The organism is Bacillus sp. ISL-78 (assembly GCF_018613455.1).
Taxonomy (GTDB): Bacteria; Bacillota; Bacilli; order Bacillales; family DSM-1321; genus Peribacillus; species Peribacillus frigoritolerans.
In genome coordinates, this window is the sequence record NZ_JAGGQC010000002.1 from 49,165 (window position 1) to 68,713 (window position 19,549).

18 protein-coding genes are annotated in these 19,549 nt (G+C 40.5%); 7 read left to right on the forward strand and 11 right to left on the reverse strand.

Features of this window, described 5'->3' with window-relative positions:
• Position 1: 1 nt before the first annotated feature.
• The 7 genes from J7I96_RS00730 to J7I96_RS00760 form a co-directional block, all read right to left on the reverse strand.
• Positions 2 to 4,669 carry a hypothetical protein gene (locus J7I96_RS00730; RefSeq protein WP_214923286.1) on the reverse strand — a complete coding sequence of 1,556 codons (4,668 nt, stop codon included), beginning with the start codon at positions 4,667 to 4,669 and terminating at the stop codon, positions 2 to 4.
• 166 nt (positions 4,670 to 4,835) lie between these two features.
• Positions 4,836 to 6,032 (reverse strand): MFS transporter, encoded by a 1,197-nt coding sequence (locus J7I96_RS00735; RefSeq protein WP_214923283.1) that lies wholly within the window; start codon positions 6,030 to 6,032, stop codon positions 4,836 to 4,838.
• A gap of 371 nt (positions 6,033 to 6,403) precedes the next feature.
• The gene (locus J7I96_RS00740) at positions 6,404 to 7,147 is read right to left on the reverse strand and encodes a sensor domain-containing diguanylate cyclase (RefSeq protein ID WP_214923281.1); all 744 of its coding nucleotides are present in this window, start codon (positions 7,145 to 7,147) and stop codon (positions 6,404 to 6,406) included.
• 35 nt (positions 7,148 to 7,182) lie between these two features.
• A complete protein-coding gene (locus tag J7I96_RS00745) occupies positions 7,183 to 7,359 on the reverse strand; it encodes a hypothetical protein (RefSeq protein WP_214923279.1) in 177 nt (58 codons plus the stop codon).
• Between the two features lie 235 nt (positions 7,360 to 7,594).
• On the reverse strand, positions 7,595 to 8,389 hold the full coding sequence (locus J7I96_RS00750) for a DUF4097 family beta strand repeat-containing protein (protein WP_214923277.1): 795 nt from the start codon (positions 8,387 to 8,389) through the stop codon (positions 7,595 to 7,597).
• Positions 8,382 to 8,936, reverse strand: coding sequence for a DUF1700 domain-containing protein (locus J7I96_RS00755; RefSeq protein ID WP_214923275.1), 555 nt, complete (start codon positions 8,934 to 8,936; stop codon positions 8,382 to 8,384). Before J7I96_RS00755 ends, J7I96_RS00750 begins: the two co-directional genes overlap by 8 nt.
• A complete protein-coding gene (locus J7I96_RS00760; RefSeq protein WP_095392907.1) occupies positions 8,933 to 9,253 on the reverse strand; it encodes a PadR family transcriptional regulator in 321 nt (106 codons plus the stop codon). Before J7I96_RS00760 ends, J7I96_RS00755 begins: the two co-directional genes overlap by 4 nt.
• Before the next feature lie 232 nt (positions 9,254 to 9,485).
• Between J7I96_RS00760 and J7I96_RS00765 the strand changes: the two genes are divergently transcribed.
• Both J7I96_RS00765 and J7I96_RS00770 read left to right on the forward strand, forming a co-directional pair.
• Positions 9,486 to 10,544, forward strand: a complete 1,059-nt coding sequence (locus J7I96_RS00765) for a DUF2157 domain-containing protein (RefSeq protein WP_214923273.1) — start codon at positions 9,486 to 9,488, stop codon at positions 10,542 to 10,544.
• Positions 10,537 to 11,073: a GDYXXLXY domain-containing protein gene (locus J7I96_RS00770; RefSeq protein WP_214923270.1), complete on the forward strand. Its 537-nt coding sequence runs from the start codon at positions 10,537 to 10,539 to the stop codon at positions 11,071 to 11,073. The genes J7I96_RS00765 and J7I96_RS00770 overlap by 8 nt, the downstream gene beginning before the upstream one ends.
• An 88-nt stretch (positions 11,074 to 11,161) precedes the next feature.
• Here the strand turns inward: J7I96_RS00770 and J7I96_RS00775 are convergent, their stop codons facing one another.
• The 4 genes from J7I96_RS00775 to J7I96_RS00790 all read right to left on the reverse strand — a co-directional run bounded on the left by J7I96_RS00775 (position 11,162) and on the right by J7I96_RS00790 (position 14,601).
• The gene (locus tag J7I96_RS00775; protein ID WP_214923267.1) at positions 11,162 to 11,641 is read right to left on the reverse strand and encodes a C40 family peptidase; all 480 of its coding nucleotides are present in this window, start codon (positions 11,639 to 11,641) and stop codon (positions 11,162 to 11,164) included.
• Positions 11,642 to 11,824: 183 nt separating this feature from the next.
• Positions 11,825 to 12,097: a phage holin gene (locus tag J7I96_RS00780; protein ID WP_053533767.1), complete on the reverse strand. Its 273-nt coding sequence runs from the start codon at positions 12,095 to 12,097 to the stop codon at positions 11,825 to 11,827.
• A 357-nt stretch (positions 12,098 to 12,454) separates the two neighbouring features.
• Positions 12,455 to 13,648, reverse strand: coding sequence for an LL-diaminopimelate aminotransferase (locus J7I96_RS00785; RefSeq protein WP_214923263.1), 1,194 nt, complete (start codon positions 13,646 to 13,648; stop codon positions 12,455 to 12,457).
• A gap of 62 nt (positions 13,649 to 13,710) precedes the next feature.
• Positions 13,711 to 14,601, reverse strand: coding sequence for a TIGR01777 family oxidoreductase (locus J7I96_RS00790; RefSeq protein ID WP_214923260.1), 891 nt, complete (start codon positions 14,599 to 14,601; stop codon positions 13,711 to 13,713).
• 210 nt (positions 14,602 to 14,811) lie between these two features.
• Between J7I96_RS00790 and J7I96_RS00795 the strand changes: the two genes are divergently transcribed.
• From J7I96_RS00795 to J7I96_RS00815, 5 genes are all read left to right on the forward strand, one after another.
• Complete coding sequence (locus J7I96_RS00795) at positions 14,812 to 14,997, forward strand: hypothetical protein (protein WP_127777322.1); 186 nt, start codon at positions 14,812 to 14,814, stop codon at positions 14,995 to 14,997.
• Between the two features lie 123 nt (positions 14,998 to 15,120).
• Positions 15,121 to 15,537, forward strand: coding sequence for a GNAT family N-acetyltransferase (locus J7I96_RS00800; protein WP_215048039.1), 417 nt, complete (start codon positions 15,121 to 15,123; stop codon positions 15,535 to 15,537).
• Between the two features lie 540 nt (positions 15,538 to 16,077).
• A complete protein-coding gene (locus J7I96_RS00805; protein WP_214923255.1) occupies positions 16,078 to 16,548 on the forward strand; it encodes a DinB family protein in 471 nt (156 codons plus the stop codon).
• A gap of 341 nt (positions 16,549 to 16,889) precedes the next feature.
• Positions 16,890 to 17,474 (forward strand): YjgB family protein, encoded by a 585-nt coding sequence (locus J7I96_RS00810; protein ID WP_214923253.1) that lies wholly within the window; start codon positions 16,890 to 16,892, stop codon positions 17,472 to 17,474.
• 250 nt (positions 17,475 to 17,724) lie between these two features.
• Complete coding sequence (locus J7I96_RS00815; protein ID WP_251029065.1) at positions 17,725 to 19,299, forward strand: S-layer protein; 1,575 nt, start codon at positions 17,725 to 17,727, stop codon at positions 19,297 to 19,299.
• Positions 19,300 to 19,549: the final 250 nt, after the last annotated feature.

Genomic DNA, 19,549 nt, shown 5'->3' on the forward strand with positions numbered 1-19,549 from the left:
ATTAATTCCACCGATTGAGCCAATTCTTGATCTTTTGTTTATTTTTCTCAAGAACCTCCTTAGAGGTCCTGTTATCTTTTTGTTTTTTCCATTCAAAGAAAGATGCAATTCCGATAAGCAGCCCTCCGCCGATGATTAAATACAGCCACCATGGCATCTCGCCCCACATCGAATTGGTATTCATATAGACATTGAATAAAATGGTCCCAGTTCCAGCGATGAAATAGGATTTGTATTTCATCATGAACCCAAAGAGCATTGCTGCCAATGATACCGTGCCGATAATGAGGGCATCATATATGGTATTTCCCGCCATTGCATCAATGATCAAGGCTAAAAACAAGAGGATAACAATACCACTCTCGATATATTGTGTGATTTTTCCTTTAACAAAGATTTTCCTCAGCAGGGTGGTGCTGACAATGAACAGCGGCAAAATATTAACCTCTTCCACAAGTACAGGAGGTATCGTGAGCTGATCGGCTATGACCCAATACGGATATAGACTGAACAATATCGCTGCAGCCAATTGGGTCTTTCTTTCGACCTTGCCTGTCGTTGTGCTTCTCATCAAAATGAAATAGGCCGGAATCAGAAGCGCCACGAAGATTTCCAAAATGAAATGTGCTGGTCCGCGCGTCAAAACATCCATGTTCATGGCAAGAAGAAACAGCAGACCATAGACTCTGTAAAAATCCAATTGAAGTCCTGAGCTGCCTTTATCCAGCAAGCCTTTAAAGTATTTCCTGCTTAGCAGTACCATTATGGCCGTACACCCAAAAAGGACTGCCGTTCCAACGAAAGGCCGTAATGTGTCCGCGTAGATGGTGATGGTCCAATACGGATACAAACTGAGAATTCCTGTTAGCCAAACGTAGATGCCCTTTTCTTTTACATCCTTTGTGAAACTTTTAATCAAGATGAAGTAAACCGTGATCAAGAGCGAGACGAAAACCTGAAGTAACTGGCTTGATGTTTCAGTTACTGGGATTCCCCTATTCATGGCAAGTAAAAACAGCAGGCCATATATCCTGTAAGCATCGATGGTCATACCTGCTTCTTCCCTTTTGATTAAACCATCGAAATAACGCCGGCTTAAAAGCAGCATCGCTGACATACAGCCGAAAAGGAACAGCAATCCCATTACAACCGATAGGCTGTCGGCATAGCCGATGATGATCAGGAAGGGATACAGACTGACCAGTGCAGCAATATTGGAATAGATTTTCCTTTCTAGCTTTTCCGCTGTCAGGCTCCTCAGGAAGATGAAATAGGCGGTTAGCAGCAGCGATACAATGACTTGTAGTAACTGATGTTTAGTATCGTTAATAACCTCCGCATTCATATCGATCAAAAAGAATAAACCATAGATCCTGAAAGGATCAAAGCTGATGATGCCTGATCCGTTTTGCTTGAGTGAACCGCTGGAGAGCCTGCTCAGTAACAACATTCCTACCATACAGCCAAAAAGAACAGCCAAACTCGGGACGGTTGGGAGTGTCTGGGCATAATTTATGATATTGATGAACGGGAAAAGGCCAATGATGGCCGCTATACCCGAGTAAATGCTTTTTTCTTTCTTATAGACCGTGAATCTTTCCATAAGAATGAAGTAGCTAGGCAACAGCAGGGAAACAAAAATCCCCAAAATCGCTGAAGCTGTATCGCTCATAAACACTTCCAGGTTCAGAGCACACAGATATAACAAGCCAAAAATCCGATAATGATCAATGACTTTCTCCGTTCCCTCTTGGTTGACCAATCCTTTGAAATGCCGTCTGCTGGCCATCACCATCACTGCCATACATCCAAGCAATATGATAATCGCCATTACCAGAGGCAATGTATTTACATACATATTATAGAAGATGAACGCCAGGCTTAGAGGTACCGCAACATAGTTCCGCCAGTTCCTTTTCATGAGCAGATACCAGGCAAACACGAACTGTACAGTCATCACTCCCACCCAGACCCATTCCCTGTTAAGTGGAAAGTCCCTGATCGCCGTTTCCAGAATGGTTATGCTTATCCCTAAATGAATGAATGGAATAAGGTAATACTCCATGATGCCTTTCCGATACTTATTGGATAACCCCCACAGAATGGTTATGAGTCCTGCCGTAATCATCATGCTTATTGATGTAATGAATCCTATTTGCTCCATGTTTACCACAAATAAATGGACCTGTAGGAAAAGGACTGAAAACCCTAGGTACGTAAAAACGTATTTTTCCCATTTCACATGCGCCCTTAAAGCACTCAAAATATAAATCGACAGTTGTGCAACATATAGTAACGGTGAACTTTCCGTATGAATGATGAGCAAATAGCCAACGGGAATCGCAAGTAAATTGGCAAGGTGACTAGCGTAAAAGAAATACAGTTTCCCATTTTCCGAATATTTCCCAAGCCATTCTCCTAGTAGGAAAAAGATAAGGGGGCCGAGCAACACGAACGCAATCCTCAACACCATTGAACCAAAATCAAAAACATCGTAGAGTGAAGCATATAAGCTGGCACTTGTAATCACGACAGGCACCCAGAATATGTGCTTCCGTTGAATATGGACGGACCAGCCGTTTATTGCAGTAGCTACGGCAATCACTCCGCTTGCCTCCAAAGGATTCAGTGGATCGAATGGAATCGATATCAAGGAAAGGAAGGAAATAATCTGTCCGTTATATAAAAAAACTGGAAATAATTTATGGTATCTCTTTCTAAATGTGTAAGCTGCACTGATGGAAATCAGTGAAACACCCATTAAATAGATGCTGAGCGGGATATTTGAATGTACCCACCCTACGCTTTCCAGCAAATATGGATAGAAAGTAACCAAAGCAAGTACGAAAGTGATTGGAAATCCGTATATGGCGATTTCCTTCATATGCTTTGATTCGTCTTTTATATAGGTGATGAAGAAAAGCCCCGAGATCATGGCGAGCTCTGCACTAACAGCAAGCCAATCCACTTCGCTCAATTTACTTGTCAGTATCACTAGCATGATCATTGGGGAGATAAGTAAGATACTCTTCTTAAACAGGCTGTACCTTGGGTGACGGTTATATAAATATACTCCAAGATATTGAATGACCTGAACAATAAATAACAGATTTAAAATGGTAGAAAAAGAGACTGGCAAGGCTAAGAAAAGATATAGGAACGCTAAGTCGAAAACAACAACAGCCGGGTACGTGAAGCTTGAATTTCCCGAATGAAGGGAAACATATGCAAGCTGGGCGGATACTAACATGAGCGCGATGAATATTTGCGCATAGTTATCCTGGTACACCATCGCGTTACTATATAAGAAAACGATCCCGCTCTCAATCAAACTGGTAATCATGAAGTTCTTCGAAAGGTTAGTCCTTTTGGCTTTAACCAGATATTTCGATAGCATGGTAAAAATGATTGGAACAAGTGCAAATGCAATGATCATGTACTCACTTATAAACGAGTTATAAACAAGATGGATATATCCATACGTGAAAACGGCGCTAAAAGCCATTTCATAATATTTTTTTTGGAATTTGACCGAAAAAATCAAAAACAAAACAGAAAAGACCATCAACGTTAGCGAATACACTAAGTTACTTGAAAATAACGTTAGGATCACAAAGGCTTCCACGATGAGCTTAAACTGGATGAATTGAAAAATGAATGGTTTGAATAACGTTAAGGCTTTTTGATTTTTCAATTGCTCCATATTCCATACTAGTATTAAATTAAGAATGCCAATCGCCAATAACATCCACTCGATAGTCGGCGTCACAAAAGCCAATCCGAAATAGCAGGTAATGCCAAACGTGAATATTGAAATGAAAATGAATATTTTCGACTTGAAGTAGTCAGCAATCTTATAATAAATGGCTAAGCAGAGGAATCCCCCAAGAAACCCCAGAAGCCCCCTCCCCCCACCATTAAGTGAAAGGTACTCTCCAAAAATCCGATAATATGAAGCTGATAAAATCGTAATCGGAATGAACAGCCCCGCTAGCGTCAGGAATGCAAAAGAAGTCTGTTCAATTTTCAGTTTCGAAGCGATGAAGGCCATCCCTGCAAAAATGACGGAAACCATTCCAATGAAGAAAACTTTCAGGACAGCATTCAGATCCCCCCATGAAGTGGTTGCTAAAATCAACCCGCCAAACAGAAGCAATATGACCCCAGTGAGCAGGATGACAGAAATATTCCGTTCCCTGATTTGTTCAGGTGTTTTCTTCGGCTTTGCCGGTTTTATCGGTTTCTCGCGCTTGATGGCCTGCTTTTGAATAACCGGTTTCCTGTCATTGATCTCCTTGGCAGGTTCAAGGCTCTCCTCGTAACCGGATTCAATAGATGTAAACTCGGCCTTCTTATCTTTCATTATCGGCTCATTCAACCCACTGGATTCCCGTAATTGGAATGAAGATTCTTCAATCAGGCTATCCCGCACCCTCTTATCGGCACTTTCACCGATAGTCAATTCAGTTCCATGGGTGGATTTCTTCTTTTCTTCCTCTAAGCGCTTTTGTTTATGGAGGGCTAATTGGAAATGCCGATTGTATGCCCTGCTAATCCGAATATAGTCTGATTTAGGGATGAGCCGCCTTTCCCATAAAACATCCAGCTCTTCTTGGAAAATACGCTTCCTTCTTTCTAATGTCATTTCTTCGTTTGAAGAATCATTCATCCCAAGATTCCCCTTCCTTCATATAGACCTTCTATCATCTTATGTATATTGTCTTTTCGATAATAACAAAGTTTTCCCATTTTTAAAATATTTAGGATAATATACCAAGAATGCTTCTGCTGACTCAAAAAAAAAGAATGACTCCCATTGAAGCCATTCAACGTCCCTATATTGATTTTCCTTTATCCTCGCTCCTAATAATGAATAAATAAACGATCATCGAAATGAAAATCGAGGCGGCTGCGGTGATATAGATGCTCCTATAGCCAAAGAGGAAGCCTATCTGCCCGAACACGATGGCACCTATGCCCACGCCAAGATCAAAAAATGAAAAGTAGGTGGCATTCGCCATCGCCTTCCGATTGGGTGCCGTCTTTTCAATCGACCATGCCTGCAGCGCCGGCTGAACAGAACCGAATCCAAATCCATAAAGCACTGCCGCAATGTAAAGGACCGCTTCACTCGGCATCCATGCAAGCAGCAGCATTCCAGCCATGATGAGTACCGTTGAAGGCACGAATACGGCTCGATGTCCCCTTCTGTCATATAGTCGACCCGCGAATAATCTCGTGACCATGAGGGCCATTGCATATACTAAAAAGTACCACTGAATTCCATCCACACCTTTTTCCGCTGTATACAGGGGAAGGAAGGTTGCAATTCCACCAAATGTAACGGAAATGAAGAAAATGAGCAAAGATGGCTGAAGGGCACTTTTTTCATAAATATCAAACCTTTTGGCTCTGATAGCCGCCGAAGGATCACTTTCCACTTTTTGATACCGAATAAGTGATGCTGCAATGATGGCAAGCAATCCTAATAAAGAGCAGATCAAAAACAACTCTTGGAACGGAAGGACCGTAACTAGGAAAAGACCCAATGATGGCCCGAATGCCAGTGCTAAATTACCCGATAATCCGTAATACCCCATCCCCTCACCACGCCGTTTCGCAGGGATTATATCGGAAGCAATCGTTCCTGAAGCCGTTGAAGAAAATCCCCAGCCGACGCCCTGTACAATCCGCATCATGAATAACAAGCCGATGCTCCCCATGAAACCGAAGGAACCCACTGACAATGCAAAAATGGCTAACCCGGCAAGAAAAACGATACGCCTTCCTTTCGTCTCCAATAATCTTCCGGCAATTGGCCGGACAAGCAAGGCCGAAAAGGTGAAGATTCCAAGGACAGCCCCCACAAGACGGTCATCACCGCCAAGCTGTTCTACAAACAACGGGAGGGTCGGCATCGTCATTTGAAAACCCATGAAGATGCACATATTTGCCAAACAGATCATGATGAAATCACGTGTCCAGATTTTATCAGTCCCTCTTACCCGTTCATCCACTAAGGTTTCCCTCATATCCCTTCACCTTCTAATTATAATAGTCATTGCCAGTTTACTAAAATTGCTTAAAATAAGCGAATGATTTATTTCGTGTACCTAAATATATATATATAAATAAAAGCCCAATATGACATCGGGCTCCCCCTTTAACATTCATGATCATTTCCGTCCACTTACCTTCCGTATACAAACCAATAATTTAGGTTCTCCATGCTGTAATGCATTAAACCATTGCCTCTATTCATTCGTAACGGTTCTTAGCTGAACGCATCCCGCCAACATAATGGATTTTCCTTACATTCATAATTTCATAAACATCCCCTGAAACAACCATTTTGTAAGTGAAGAATGGTTCTACCGCCCTATCTTATCGTTTCCCATTTCTTTCATCTGCCCGCCCGAACGAGTTTCTGTTCTTTTCTTCGCCGTTTCTCTTGAAACATTTTTTGATCCGCTTCCATGAATAAGCTATCCATATTCCCTTTGGAATGCGAACGGTATGCATGCCCGAATGACATACTGATATGAGGGCCCTTTTTTAGGGAGTTTTGCAAAAGGATTTCTTCCATTAATAATTCACAAAGAGATTCCACCTCTCGCTTGCTTCTGTCAATCAGAAGAATGGCAAACTCATCGCCTCCCACTCTCGCTACAACAGCGATTTCCGAAAAAATCCGTTTTAATAGATTTGCCGCCGCTTTAATCAATTCATCTCCTTTCTTATGTCCATACGTATCATTCATAAATTTCAGTTCATCCAAATCACACAAAATCATGGCAACCGGAGTGTCAAAATCCAGATTGGATTTGGCAGATACATTATCGAAAAACTGTCGATTATGGATGTTCGTCAATGGGTCATGGGACATTTGATACTCAATATCCTGTATGAATTTCACTCTTTCATCGATATTGCGAATGATTCCTTGAACGGCTACCAATTGCTCTTTTTCATATATGGGTGTAGCATATTCCTCGAACCACAAAAAATCCCCCTCGATAGTTCTCCAGCGTTGAATGACCGGCTTAGTATAATCTATTCCACCATATATCTTTTCATTTAGTAGTTCTAAGTCATCAGGATGAATCCTTTCGAAAGGGGAGGAAGGGTCATTGTATGCTTCTTCCAAGACACCTTGACCTAAAAGTGTATTGATGGATGGACTTAGATACCTGAACTTGGATTCGATTCGTAGCAGTAGATAATATCCTTAGAACTTTCCACTATATTAAACACCTTTTTTTGCACTTCGAAGCCTTTCTTAAGATAATCCTTTTCCCTTTTCTTGCGAGTGTAGATCATACCTTTAAATATATCCAATGACCATTTATTGAATTTCATTCTACAGCCCCCATTCTTTTGAAGTCGTTTCCTTAAAACCCTATCCTTAGATTTGAGGCCGGACTTACACTCATTACTTTTATCATGATTATCCTTTCTATATTATAATTCCAAAGACATCTTAAAGGAAAAACTTTAAATTTCTTTCATTATTTCCTTAGCAGGGGGACTTTTTTAGCAATGCAGCATAACTGAAAAAAGCCGACTCCAATTGGATCGGCTTTTCATGCTTCCACTATTTCGTTATCTCGATTTTCCCATTATTCGTTTGCAATTTAACTAGATTTTCACCTTTGCCAATGACAGTATCGCCCTCATACTTACCAAGGATATCCACTCTCCCATTGTCAACATGAACATCGAAAGTTGTATTCGTCGGTTCATTCTCCGTTTTGATCATGATTTTACCATTATTACTTTCGAGTTCGATCTCCCTATCCAAGTCTTTCGTGACTAATATGATTTTACCGTTATTCGATGAACCAATCAGTTTTCCCTCCACATTATTAAGCTCTACTTTTCCATTAGCAGATTTCACTTCAACTTTTTGGGTTATTATATCATTTAATTCTACCCGGCCATTTTGAGATCTCACATTTAGATTTTCACTTTTCAATCCTGATATTTGCAGTTTTCCATTATCGGATTCGGCGACAAAGGATTTATAAGATTCATCAGGCACATACACCTTTAAATGTAAGGATTGAATATGAAAACCAAAGCTAAACGTACGTCGATCCTTTAATTGTACCGAAAGCTTCTTCCCTTCCACATCTGCAGTGAAATCCAACTTGGAAACATCCATCCCTTTTGAAACCAACTCTATCCTGGTTTCCTTATCCTTCGTTGGCACGATCTCTACAGCTGCATTGTCAGCGTCGATCTGAATGTCCGTCACGATTTCCGAAATCGTTTTTTCCTCTGTAGTCGTTTCCTTATTCGTCACTTGGGAAAACGTAAACAGACTTCCTATTACTCCGATCAATAACAATACAAGTGCAATGATCGATAATTTTTTTACACTAATCATTTTTCAAACCGCCTTTCACAAGGGAAGCGTTGAATTTTAAATAGCGAATGAATCCTTTAGTTAAAGCACTCGTAGCGACAAACATTCCCATGGCAATGAAAATGCCAATCCCGCATAGTCCCAATGCGAAGAAAAGATCGAATAATTGAAAGTTACCAATCGCTAGGTTAAAAAGAACGCCAAACGGAGCAAGAATGAATGCCATCGCCGAAGCCCATCCTGCAATGACAACCCCGATCAAGGCTATAAATGGTCCCAAAACGATTACTAAATTAAAGAACCCTAAACCAATGACTGCCCAAACTGCCCGCATAACATTACTTGCAGAAGTCGTTTGTTCGACCTGACCAAGATGATAGGTTGCCATCAGTTCCTTGGAAATCTGTTTAGGATTCCCAAGGGATTTTGAGATTTCCTGCTCTGACTTCCCTTCTTCCATTCCAATTTCGAAATACTCTTCGTAATCTTGAAGGATATCTTCCCGTTCCTCTAAGGAAAGTCTGGTTAAAGAGGCATTCAATTGTTTTAAAAATTGTTCTTTATTCATTGGTTCACACCTTCCTTGATTAATTGATTGACCCCATTGGAAAATTCATTCCATTCCGTCAGCAGTTCTTGAAGGTATCTCCGTCCTTTTTCGGTTAATGTATAATACTTGCGCGGAGGCCCTTCTGTTGATTCTTGCAAATATGTCGTAAAATACTCTTCCTTCGTCAATCGTCTTAAAAGTGGATATACCGACCCTTCCGATATTTCAATTTGATCCGAAATCTTCTGTACAAGTTCATACCCATAGCGATCCTGCTTATCCAATAACACCAGAACACACAGTTCCAGGACACCTTTCTTAAATTGTACATTCATAGCAGCATCACTCCTTCCAAAATTTCTTCAGTATAGTTCAATAAACAGTACTGAACAACGAACAATACATCTTATGTAAATAATTTACCACACGGTACTGTTCATTGCAAGGTACTATAAATATTTTTATGTCTTACAAGCATTCCAATAAGGGTAGAAGAAAATTAGCATTATATTCAAAGCTGGAAGAGAATACGATGTATAATAGTAAAATGTGGAAGGAGGAGTTACTTTGGCCAACAAAGCAATAACAAAGAAGCAATTCGATTTTCTTGAGCATGAATTTAATTACCTTGAAAAGGAAGGAGTCATCTCCCGGCAAGATAAAGTGAGGATGTTAGGTTCCTATGATGTAAAAGGCAATTTGAACTTCATCACGATTCTATTATCCATTGGGGCACTTCTTTTAGGTCTAGGCATATTGACCTTCGTAGCCAGCAACTGGATCTATTTAAGTAAAGCGGTTAAATTCCTGCTTATCATTGCATGCCTCATCGGAGTGAACATTGCTGGCGTGAAGGTGCAGGCACGCTTTCCCAAAACGTCACGAAGTCTGCATTATGCAGGTATCCTGATTTTTGGTGCAGGGATATTTCTAGTCGAGCAGATGTTTAACATCAGCATCAATTTCAACAGCTCCTTTTTATTATGGGCGATAGGAACGGTATTCATTGGATACTATTTGAAGGATGTTTTCATCCTCCTTTTTACATCATTCCTGCTTTTCATTTATTTGAACGGAAGTATATTCGTTGATGAAACATCTTATCCGCTTGCCATTGTTTTATTTCTACCGGCTTTATACATTCTGTTAAAGAAATTCGATTACCCTAATTATCTGACCTTTTTCATTAACGCTTTAGCCATCAATACAATTGCCTTATTTCTTATGGAATTCGTGCCGAAACTAGGGTTTGAAAATTCGAATACGATTGTCCTTTCCATCTTGTTTGTACTGGGTATCGTGCTTGCCTATATTCCGGTAAGAGCCAAATTACAAAACATCACACACATACAAGGGCATATCTTACATGGTATAAGTGCACTCTTCCTTACCTTTGATTTTTCAATCTGGTTTCCTATAGCTTATTTCGTTTTTCTGCTTTATCTGATCCTAAAAGGCAGTTTGACCAGCATCGTGATAATATGTGCACTGATTTTCAGATATTACATCTACTCCTTTGACTTCCTGCCAAAATCGCTTACATTCATCATCGGTGGAATCATGCTCATCGGTTTTGGCTTCTTCTTTGAAAACCAACGAAAAAAAGGAGGGGAACTCAATGAGTAATCCATCATTCCGGCCATTCATCGTATTTTCCATTCCAGTCTTGATTTTGTTAATCTTGGCGTTTCCCTCGGTCTGGACAACAATGACAGGAGATGTAATCAAAATCAAAACAGCCCCGGTCGACCCGACTGATTTGTTTAGGGGAAGCTATGTGGCTTTGAAATACGAAATTGAAGCAGTAAAGCCGTCGCAAGTCGATGACTCGATTAAAACCGAGTTCAATACAAGGAATATGGGTGATTATAAAAAGGTATATGTACGTTTAAAACAAAACGCTGATGGACTATATGCTGTTGATTACGTAACGAAAGAAAAACCCGGCGAAGGCGTGTACCTAAAAGGGGAATTGGAAGTCCCTTATGACCTGCAAAATGCTAAAACCATTCAGATCAGATACGGTCTGGACAATTATTTCGCATCCGAAGAAAAGGCAAAGGAAATGGAGAAGGAAGCATTGGCCAATCCTTCAGTGGCCGTCGTAAAGGTTCGAAATGGCCATGTTGTTTTAACCGATATCATCATTGAATGAATGGCCCCCGTATATGACTAGCAAAAAGAGCATCGGTTTTCCGATGCTCTTTTGTTTTCTGGACTATTATCATGTAAAATTCAGATTGTTACTTTATGACCCGTTTTGCCCCTATATATTTTTCTTTCCAATAATTATCACTCATTTTGACAACCTTGACCCCTTTGGTGGTGGTCCCGACAAATGTGCCATTTCCATAGTAGATTCCTACAAAAGAGACCTGCCCTTTTTTACCTGTCTCATAGAAGACCAAATCGCCCGCTTTTAAATCTTTTTGCTTCACTGCCTTTCCGGTTTTATACTGGTCCGCACTCGTTCTTGGAATCTTCATTTCTGTGGCGGCATTTTTATATACATATTGGGTAAGACCGCTAGCATCAAACCCTTTAGGGGTCGTCCCCCCATATTTATATTTGCTTCCCACCTGTTTCTTTGCCAAAGCGGCAACTTCATCACCATAATTGATAGAGGCTGAAGCATTTGCCGGACTGAATATGAATGCCGTCAATAATGCCCCGACTAAAACTATGGCTGCAAACCATTTTGAAACTGGTAAACGATAACTCATCCTTTTTCCTCCCCAAACTGAAAATGAACCACAATTTTAAATGTATGTTGCATTTCGGTTTTTAGACCAAATCCTTTTCGGCCATCATCCCTGCAAAAAAAATAACCAGATAACGCCGTTGTCTAGCTAATACGGTGTTATCTGGTATACCCTACTTTTCAATAGCTGAAAGAATGGTTTCCATTACTTAGGTTCCTCGTATTGTCGTGCATTTTCACTGTCACTTAAACCTTTAGTTGTATGATCGACCACACCGCCGATCCCAAAGAATGTAAGCGCTATGAAGTTAATGATGCCTAAAGCGCCGTTCAATGCATCATCAGTAATGGTAAAGCCTATAGGAGTAATGAAATTGTTTATGAACGCGGCAACCATCTGCGCCAATATTAAAAGCCCAGGAAGGAGTACAGTGAAAATAAACGTAGGGTTCTTAAGACGCACTTTCCAGTTGATCATTGCTTTTCCCCCTCTCTATCCTATTAAGTCCGCTTCATTGAAGATTGTCGCGGACCTGCTATATTTTATGCGGCTTGTCCTTTTTACGTTCAAAAATTCCATTATCATCTATTACTCTAGTATCCCATAAACATAAAAAAGCCCATCAGAGGATGGACCTTCGAAGTAGTTTTAAAAAACACTAGAGAGCGCCTCACTTTAACAAGTAAGTAACAGCTTCCTCAAGCTCTATATACCCCTCGGAGTGCCAGTTTATTCCTGCCTAATGATAGTTGTGCATTTCACCTTATATAAAAGCAAGAAAATAAAAAAAGAACGTCCGATCCGTGGATCGAGCGTTCTTAAAACCTGAATATATTAAATGCTAGATTTTTCACACTCCATTTTTTCCTGCAAAAACATTCTGATCCGTTCAGCAGCTTCTTTCAATCTATCGGCCGGCTGGACCAAGGCCATCCGGACATACCCTTCACCCTGCTTCCCAAAAGCATCGCCTGGAACGACCGTTACCCCTGCTTTTTCAATCAATGCATAGGCAAAATCCCGTGATTTCCAGCCAGCAGGAATTTGGGCCCAAATAAACATCGTAGCTGATGTATTCGGTACATGCCATCCCCCTTCCGCAAGACCTGAAATTAAGGCATCACGTCGGGACTGGTATTCCTTAACCTGTTCGGATAGCAGCGAAAGATTGGAAGTTAGCGCCATCTCCGCAGCTTTTTGAATAGGATAAAAAACCCCATAATCGATATGTGATTTCAGCGTTCCCAGGATGTTCAGCGCCTCTCGATTGCCCACTGCATACCCAATGCGGCAGCCGGCCATATTAAAAGTTTTGGAAAGTGAGTTAAATTCAATCCCCACTTCCTTGGCACCAGGAATGGACATAAAACTAATTTGCGGATGATCATCAAAAATCAATTCCGAATAAGCAAAATCGTGAACCACCATGATCTCGTTCTTTTTCGCAAACGATATAACGTCCGAAAAGAAAGTCTCATCAGCAAGGGCCGTGACAGGATTTCCAGGATAACTGATGATCATCATTTTCGTCTTTTTCAGTATTTCATCCGGAATTTCGTTGAGTTGCGGCAGGAATCCATTTTCCGCAGTAAGCGACATCGGATGAATGATTCCGCCGGCAAGTTCTACACTCGCTTCATAAATTGGATAGCCCGGATCTGGCACCAGGACATAATCTCCCGGGTTTATCATCGCCGTTGCCAAGTGTGCCAGGCCATCCTGTGACCCCATCAGTTGGAGGACTTCCCTTTCTGCATCCAGCTCCACTCCATAGCGCATCCGATAAAAATATCGGACTGCCTCATGGAATTCAGGCGTACCTTTTAACGTATACCCGTAGGAATTGCGATCCTGCGCATACTTCACAAGCGTGTCCACTACAAAATCAGGCGGTGGTAGATCCGGGCTTCCAACACTCAAATCGATAACATCCAGCCCCCGTTTCATTGCATCCTGCTTGCGGACAGCCAACTCTGAAAATATCCCTGTTGTGAATCTTCCGACTTTTTCTGATGGAGTCATATTCATTCTGCCATTCCCCTCTGTTAATGATTTTCTATCTATCATTATAGCAATCTTTCTCGAGTAAATTAAGAATTCATCAGTATCTGTTCGAGAGCATCATCAAGATGATTGAATTTAAATGTATACCCCGCCTTTTCCAATCTCTCAGGTATGACCCACCGGCTTTTTAATATCAATTCCGTTTCGGTCCCCATAAAGAAAGCCCCCATTTCAAGCATGGGAGTTGGACAGGGAAGTCCTATCCGAATATTCATGAGCTTTCTCAAATGAGACATCAATTCACGATTTGTAACTGGATGCGGTGATGAACAATTGAACACCCCGCTCAGCTCCTGTTTCTTTCTCAGAAAAAGGACAATGTTAAATAAATCTTCTATATGTATCCAACTGAATTTCTGATCTCCTGATCCTTGATGGCCTCCCAGTCCGAATTTAACCAAATTCCTATATGGGGTCATCACTCCCCCATCCCCCAATACAATGGCGATCCGTAAAGCGATTTGCCTCGTCTTCGGTAATCGGAAATCAAAAAATGAGCGCTCCCACGCTTTCGCGACATCTACGGAAAAGCCTGAACCGATTACACCATCCTCCTCCGTCATTGGTTTATCCTCAGCATGCCTGTATATCGTTGCCGTACTTGAGTTTATCCATAGTGAAGGGGGATTTTCACATTGTTCAATTGCCTTACCTAGCACTTCAGTTGTATCGGTTCGTGAATCCAATATTTCTTTCTTATTCTTGGCATTGTAGCGGCAATTGACCGTTTTTCCTGCTAGGTTGATTAACATATCCGAATTATCGATCATTTCCCTTATTCCTTCTTTATCTCCCCAGCCAATATGCGGGAATTGTCTGGAAATGATCCTTACCTCATACCCTAAATTCCTGAAATGCTTTTCAAAGTATTGACCGACAAAACCAGTCCCGCCAGCTAAAACCACTTTCTTCAGCATATAACCAACCCACTTTCGTTTATGAGTTAAGAATGAATAATAACGAGTGCCTTCTATGTGAAAGAATTCACATAGATTATACCATGTTATTACATTAAATGGTAGCAACTCCTGCCGCTGTGCAATAATTGGTGAACTTGTCCAAGCAAAAGGGAAAATTACACATAAATTAGTAATGTGGAAATTTATAAAACAAAGGGGATGACTTCAGTGTCAAACAAAAAGCTAAGAAGAGCTGTTAATTCTGGAACGGGTAATTCCGGAACTGGCAATAGCAGCCTTAGGTCTGCCTTGAGAAGAGTCTTACAAAATTTATTAAACAATAATAGAGGTACTTCAATTAAGGAACCTACTTCCATCAAGCAACCCACTTCTGTCAAAGAATTTGAAAATTAGAAGGTTGCTTTTTTGATATTAACATGGAATCCCTTTGGACTAATCTAAAGGGGTTCCGTGTTATGACCAGCTATATATGTCTAGTGAATAACTGTTATACCTAATAGAGATAAAGGAGAAGTTATGATGTATTTTTTTCGAGACTGGAAACCTAAAAAGGATATAAAGAAATTAACGGAGATCACCGTAAAAAATTTTCGGGTTTCTTCCGATAAAGTGAATGAAATTCTGCAAAAGTCACACAAGGTACTTGTGATTTGTAATGATAAAGGTAAAGTAGTGGGATTCATTTGTTATAATCTTTATTTATATAAAGTGGCTCATATTAATTATGTAGTCATTGACAAAAAATATAGAGGAAAGGGAATTCTGCAAGCCCTTTTACCCAAATTAGTAGAATATGTAAGAAATAAAGGAATCCTTGTTGTGTCCGGTTTCGTTAATAAAAATAACCATGAAGCATTGCAAAAGTTTAGAGCCCTTGGTTTTAGACCTATTTTTATTTATCATGATGACATTCTAATTCAATCACTGATTTAAGAAGGGTCTCTATAAGTTTATAGCGTAAATAAAAAGAAAGATCGATCAAAATACATTCCGTTTCACCCTCCTCGGACTAGGATTATGTTCCAAATTTTAATGCTAATTAGTGAGATTAGGATTATCGGGATATATGTTCCTCCATGCAATGAACAACCAGGGAAGGAAAGCCTGTAAATTCCACACGGATTCATAGGCATTTTCCCTGTAGTCCCTTCAACCTTTCTTTAAATTTCACTCCTCTCTCCGATGCTTCTTATTCATGCTATTTTCCATGTATTCAAGGCAATTGTATTGAACAAACAGTGTGCCAAGTTTGTCATTCCTTGGCTTGATAGTAGAGTCCCCAGTAAAAAGGCCAACCAGTAAAAACTAGATAACCATATCAAACGTTTATCTTCCATGAATAAACAGGAGCGTTCCTATATATATTGGAAGGAATTGCAATGAAACAACACCCCAACCATGATATTTTTCTATATTTTCAAAATAAACCCATTACTGTATAGTGATTGTATACCTGCTAAAAGGGGAGATATGATGAAATCGATAGAGCTAATCATCTTAAATCTGGAAGAGGTTAGAAGAAGAAACATTAAACTATGGAATTCAATACCTAAAGGCACACTCCATTGGAAACCGGACGACAAGGCAATGAGCTGTTTAGAAATGGTTAGACATGTCCTTGATAGTGAGCATTACTATCATTTATCCATTAAAAATCAAGGCAGCTTACAAGTTTATGAATCACCATATGAAAAACAGCCACTTATCTCCGTGGAAACGGAATTAAACTTTGCTGAACCTTACAGGCGCGACTTTCTGGAAACAATCATATCCTTCAGCGAAGACGATTTAACCAATATTAGAATCGATCGCTCTGATGTAGGATATATCAGGGATCTAGGAGACATGTTGCTAAGAATCGCTTATCATGAGTCAGTACATACTGGTCAATTATTGGACTATTTAAGAACTGCTGGAGTCCCTAGAATAAGCGTTTGGGATTAATCAATTTTTTTTCAAAGGTGTTTCCTCATGCTGAAGCACCCAGACTGTAGGCAACTCGATGAAAATCGTGTTTGTCTGCAGTTCTTTTTTTGCTTGTACGATTTGGATGTCCGCTTCAGGCACTCTTTAGTGTTATAAATAGAAATATTTAAACTTGTGGTGATGAGGATGCTTGCTAAACATGTTTCTAGAGATCAACTTGATATGTTTACTTAAAATCAACTGGTGCCGCAGATGCAGCTGAAATTCCCTTAAGTCCATGCTAATCCAATTCATCTTCAAGAAAAAAATGTTTCATGCAAGAAAATTGTGGAAAAGTAATGATATAGGAGGGATAAGAAATGTTATCTAAAAAACCAACGGCAAGAATGGTTAGCGCCTTCATTCTGACCGGTTCTCTTTTAGGGGCAGGTCCATCATTTTCAACAGAACCGGTTGAGGCTGCATCTACAATGGATTCCGCTTCTGCCATTGCCAAGGAAGACGCTCTTACCACCTTACATGAAATCTATAACAAAGCTTTTTCAGGAGAAATGCCTTATACTGCCATGGGTTTGAAGATTAATGAAAACACCCAAAAAGAAGTATATGAGACATTTGGTTCTCCACCTGAACCAGGTAACACAGATGAAACTTTTGACTATTACCATGCAGAAATGGGGCAACCAGGATTTGCATTTGCCTATAACGATGATAAGACCATCTCACAAATCCGGTATTTTGGGACAAATGTAGAACGGGATCATAACCTAGGAAGCATCACACCTAAAGTATTAGGAAATCAACTCGGCAGTGCTGACGAAATACGCCACATTTCCAGTACGAATGAAATCAACTACATTTACAAGACAGGAAATTATGAACTGCAATGCATCGTTGGGAAAAATCAAACTGTAGATCAGATCAATCTACTCAAAGCTAAATAATATGTACGGCATAATGGCTGTCGAAGGTTGCAGAGAATGAAAATTATCTCTGCAACCTTTTTTTGTTTCAAGCCCCTCCCCTTCTTTCCCTTTCAACTTCAAAGCCTTGTCACTGCCAAAATCAGATAATGGAAGCAAAACGGTCATTTCATTTACATAAACCATACTCACCCCAAACGGATTCTTAATATTTTTACAATAAAATTAGCTTGTTCAATATTATTTCAATATATGGAGGGTGTCAGTAAAAATGATTAATAAGTTCAGGGCTTTCACAGTATCGGTTCTAAGCCTGGCCATCCTTTTTCAGGGTCTTCCGGCCGCGGTTTCAGCAAATGATGCAGAAGACAATCAGACAAATCCAGGAGGCAGATGGATGAAGGGGGAATATCACGCCCATACCACTCAGTCCGATGATGCCGATGGATCACAGAGCCTTGAAAGCTTGCTGAATAACGCATTTGATAATTATGGCATGGATTGGATGGGGATTTCCGATCACTTGAGGATGTCTTCGAGGGATGATGAAGGTAATTTGATTCCAGGAGGGCCGATACCGCTGTCTCAGGGAATCATTCAATATCAAGCCCCCAAAATAAAACAACTGCAAAAAGAGGGCAAATTTAAAAATAAAGTCATCTTTTCAGGCTTCGAATGGGACATGCCCACATACGAGCATGTCGGCATAGGCATTTTGGGAGATCAGCCGGACTCACCTAAAAGTCTGAAAGCTGGCAATCAGTTCGAATATCTGTTCACCAACCAGGATGAAAAGATGTTTGATCCTAAGGATGTAGCCATTTGGAAGTCACAGGATCAAAGAGCCAATAAAACATCCGAGGATGCCCGAACGGCATTGGCATGGCTCGAAAAAAATTATAAGAATACAAGTTATGCGATATTGAACCATCCATCAAGAAAGAGGGTGTACAGCATATCTGATTTTCGCGACTTCAACAATATCGCCCCTGATGTCATGTTCGGATTTGAAGGTATGCCAGGTAACCAGATGGAGCCGGACAGAGGCGGTTTAAATCTGACGACACCCGAAAACCGGACATATGGCGGTTCCGATTACATGCTCGCTAAGGTAGGAGGTGCATGGGATGCGCTACTTGGGGAAGGTCGTAAGTTCTGGAATTTTTCCAATTCGGACTCCCATTTTGAAATCAGTGAAAACCGCCTATACTCCAGCGGTTACTGGCCAGGAGAATATTCCAAGAATTATACATGGGTAAATGGCTCATCAATAAAATCTGTCCTTGATGGCATGCGATCCGGGAAATCCTTTTCCGTCTTTGGTGATTTGATCGATGCCCTTGAATTTCAAGCTAAAAGTGGAAACAACACGGTGGATATGGGCGGGGACATTATAGTGAAGGAAGGACAGACGGTCAAGATCACCGTCAGATTTAAGAGCCCCGAAAAGAACAATAACGGTGACCCCGTCAAGGTAGATCACGTGGATTTAATTTCCGGTGAAGTAACCGGGAAAGCAGTTCCTGGAACACCTGCTTATAATAAAGCCACCAATGATACGACAAAAGTGGTTAAACGCTTTACAATTAAAGACTGGAAAACCGATCGCGATGGTTTTCATGCCATCACTTACAAAGTCAAGGCCGATAAGGATCAATATTTCCGTTTGCGTGGCACGAACCTAGGGGAAAATGTCTCTGGAGAAACGATGGACGGTGAACCGCTGATCGATAAAAAGACTGAAATCGAGGATAACGAAACGCGTTTTTCAGAAATAAACAAACGTAACTATAAAGACCTTTGGTTCTATTCAAATCCTATATTCGTCAGCGTAGAGGATAAATAATCATGGTAAACACTAAGTTAAAAAGAATACTGCAATAGTTCTGGACGGCTTCAAAAAGCCCCTCTTCCAATTAGCGGAAGAGGGGCTTTTTGACCCCTTAGAATCTTAATGCACACTTCCCTTCCCTTTCGTTTTATTTCACTTCGTTGCATGAAAAACCGTATAATTCACCAAGTTTCATTAACACTAATGATATAAGTTATTTTCATTGACTTTTTTCCTTTTCTTGTATAGTATCACAGAGTATCAA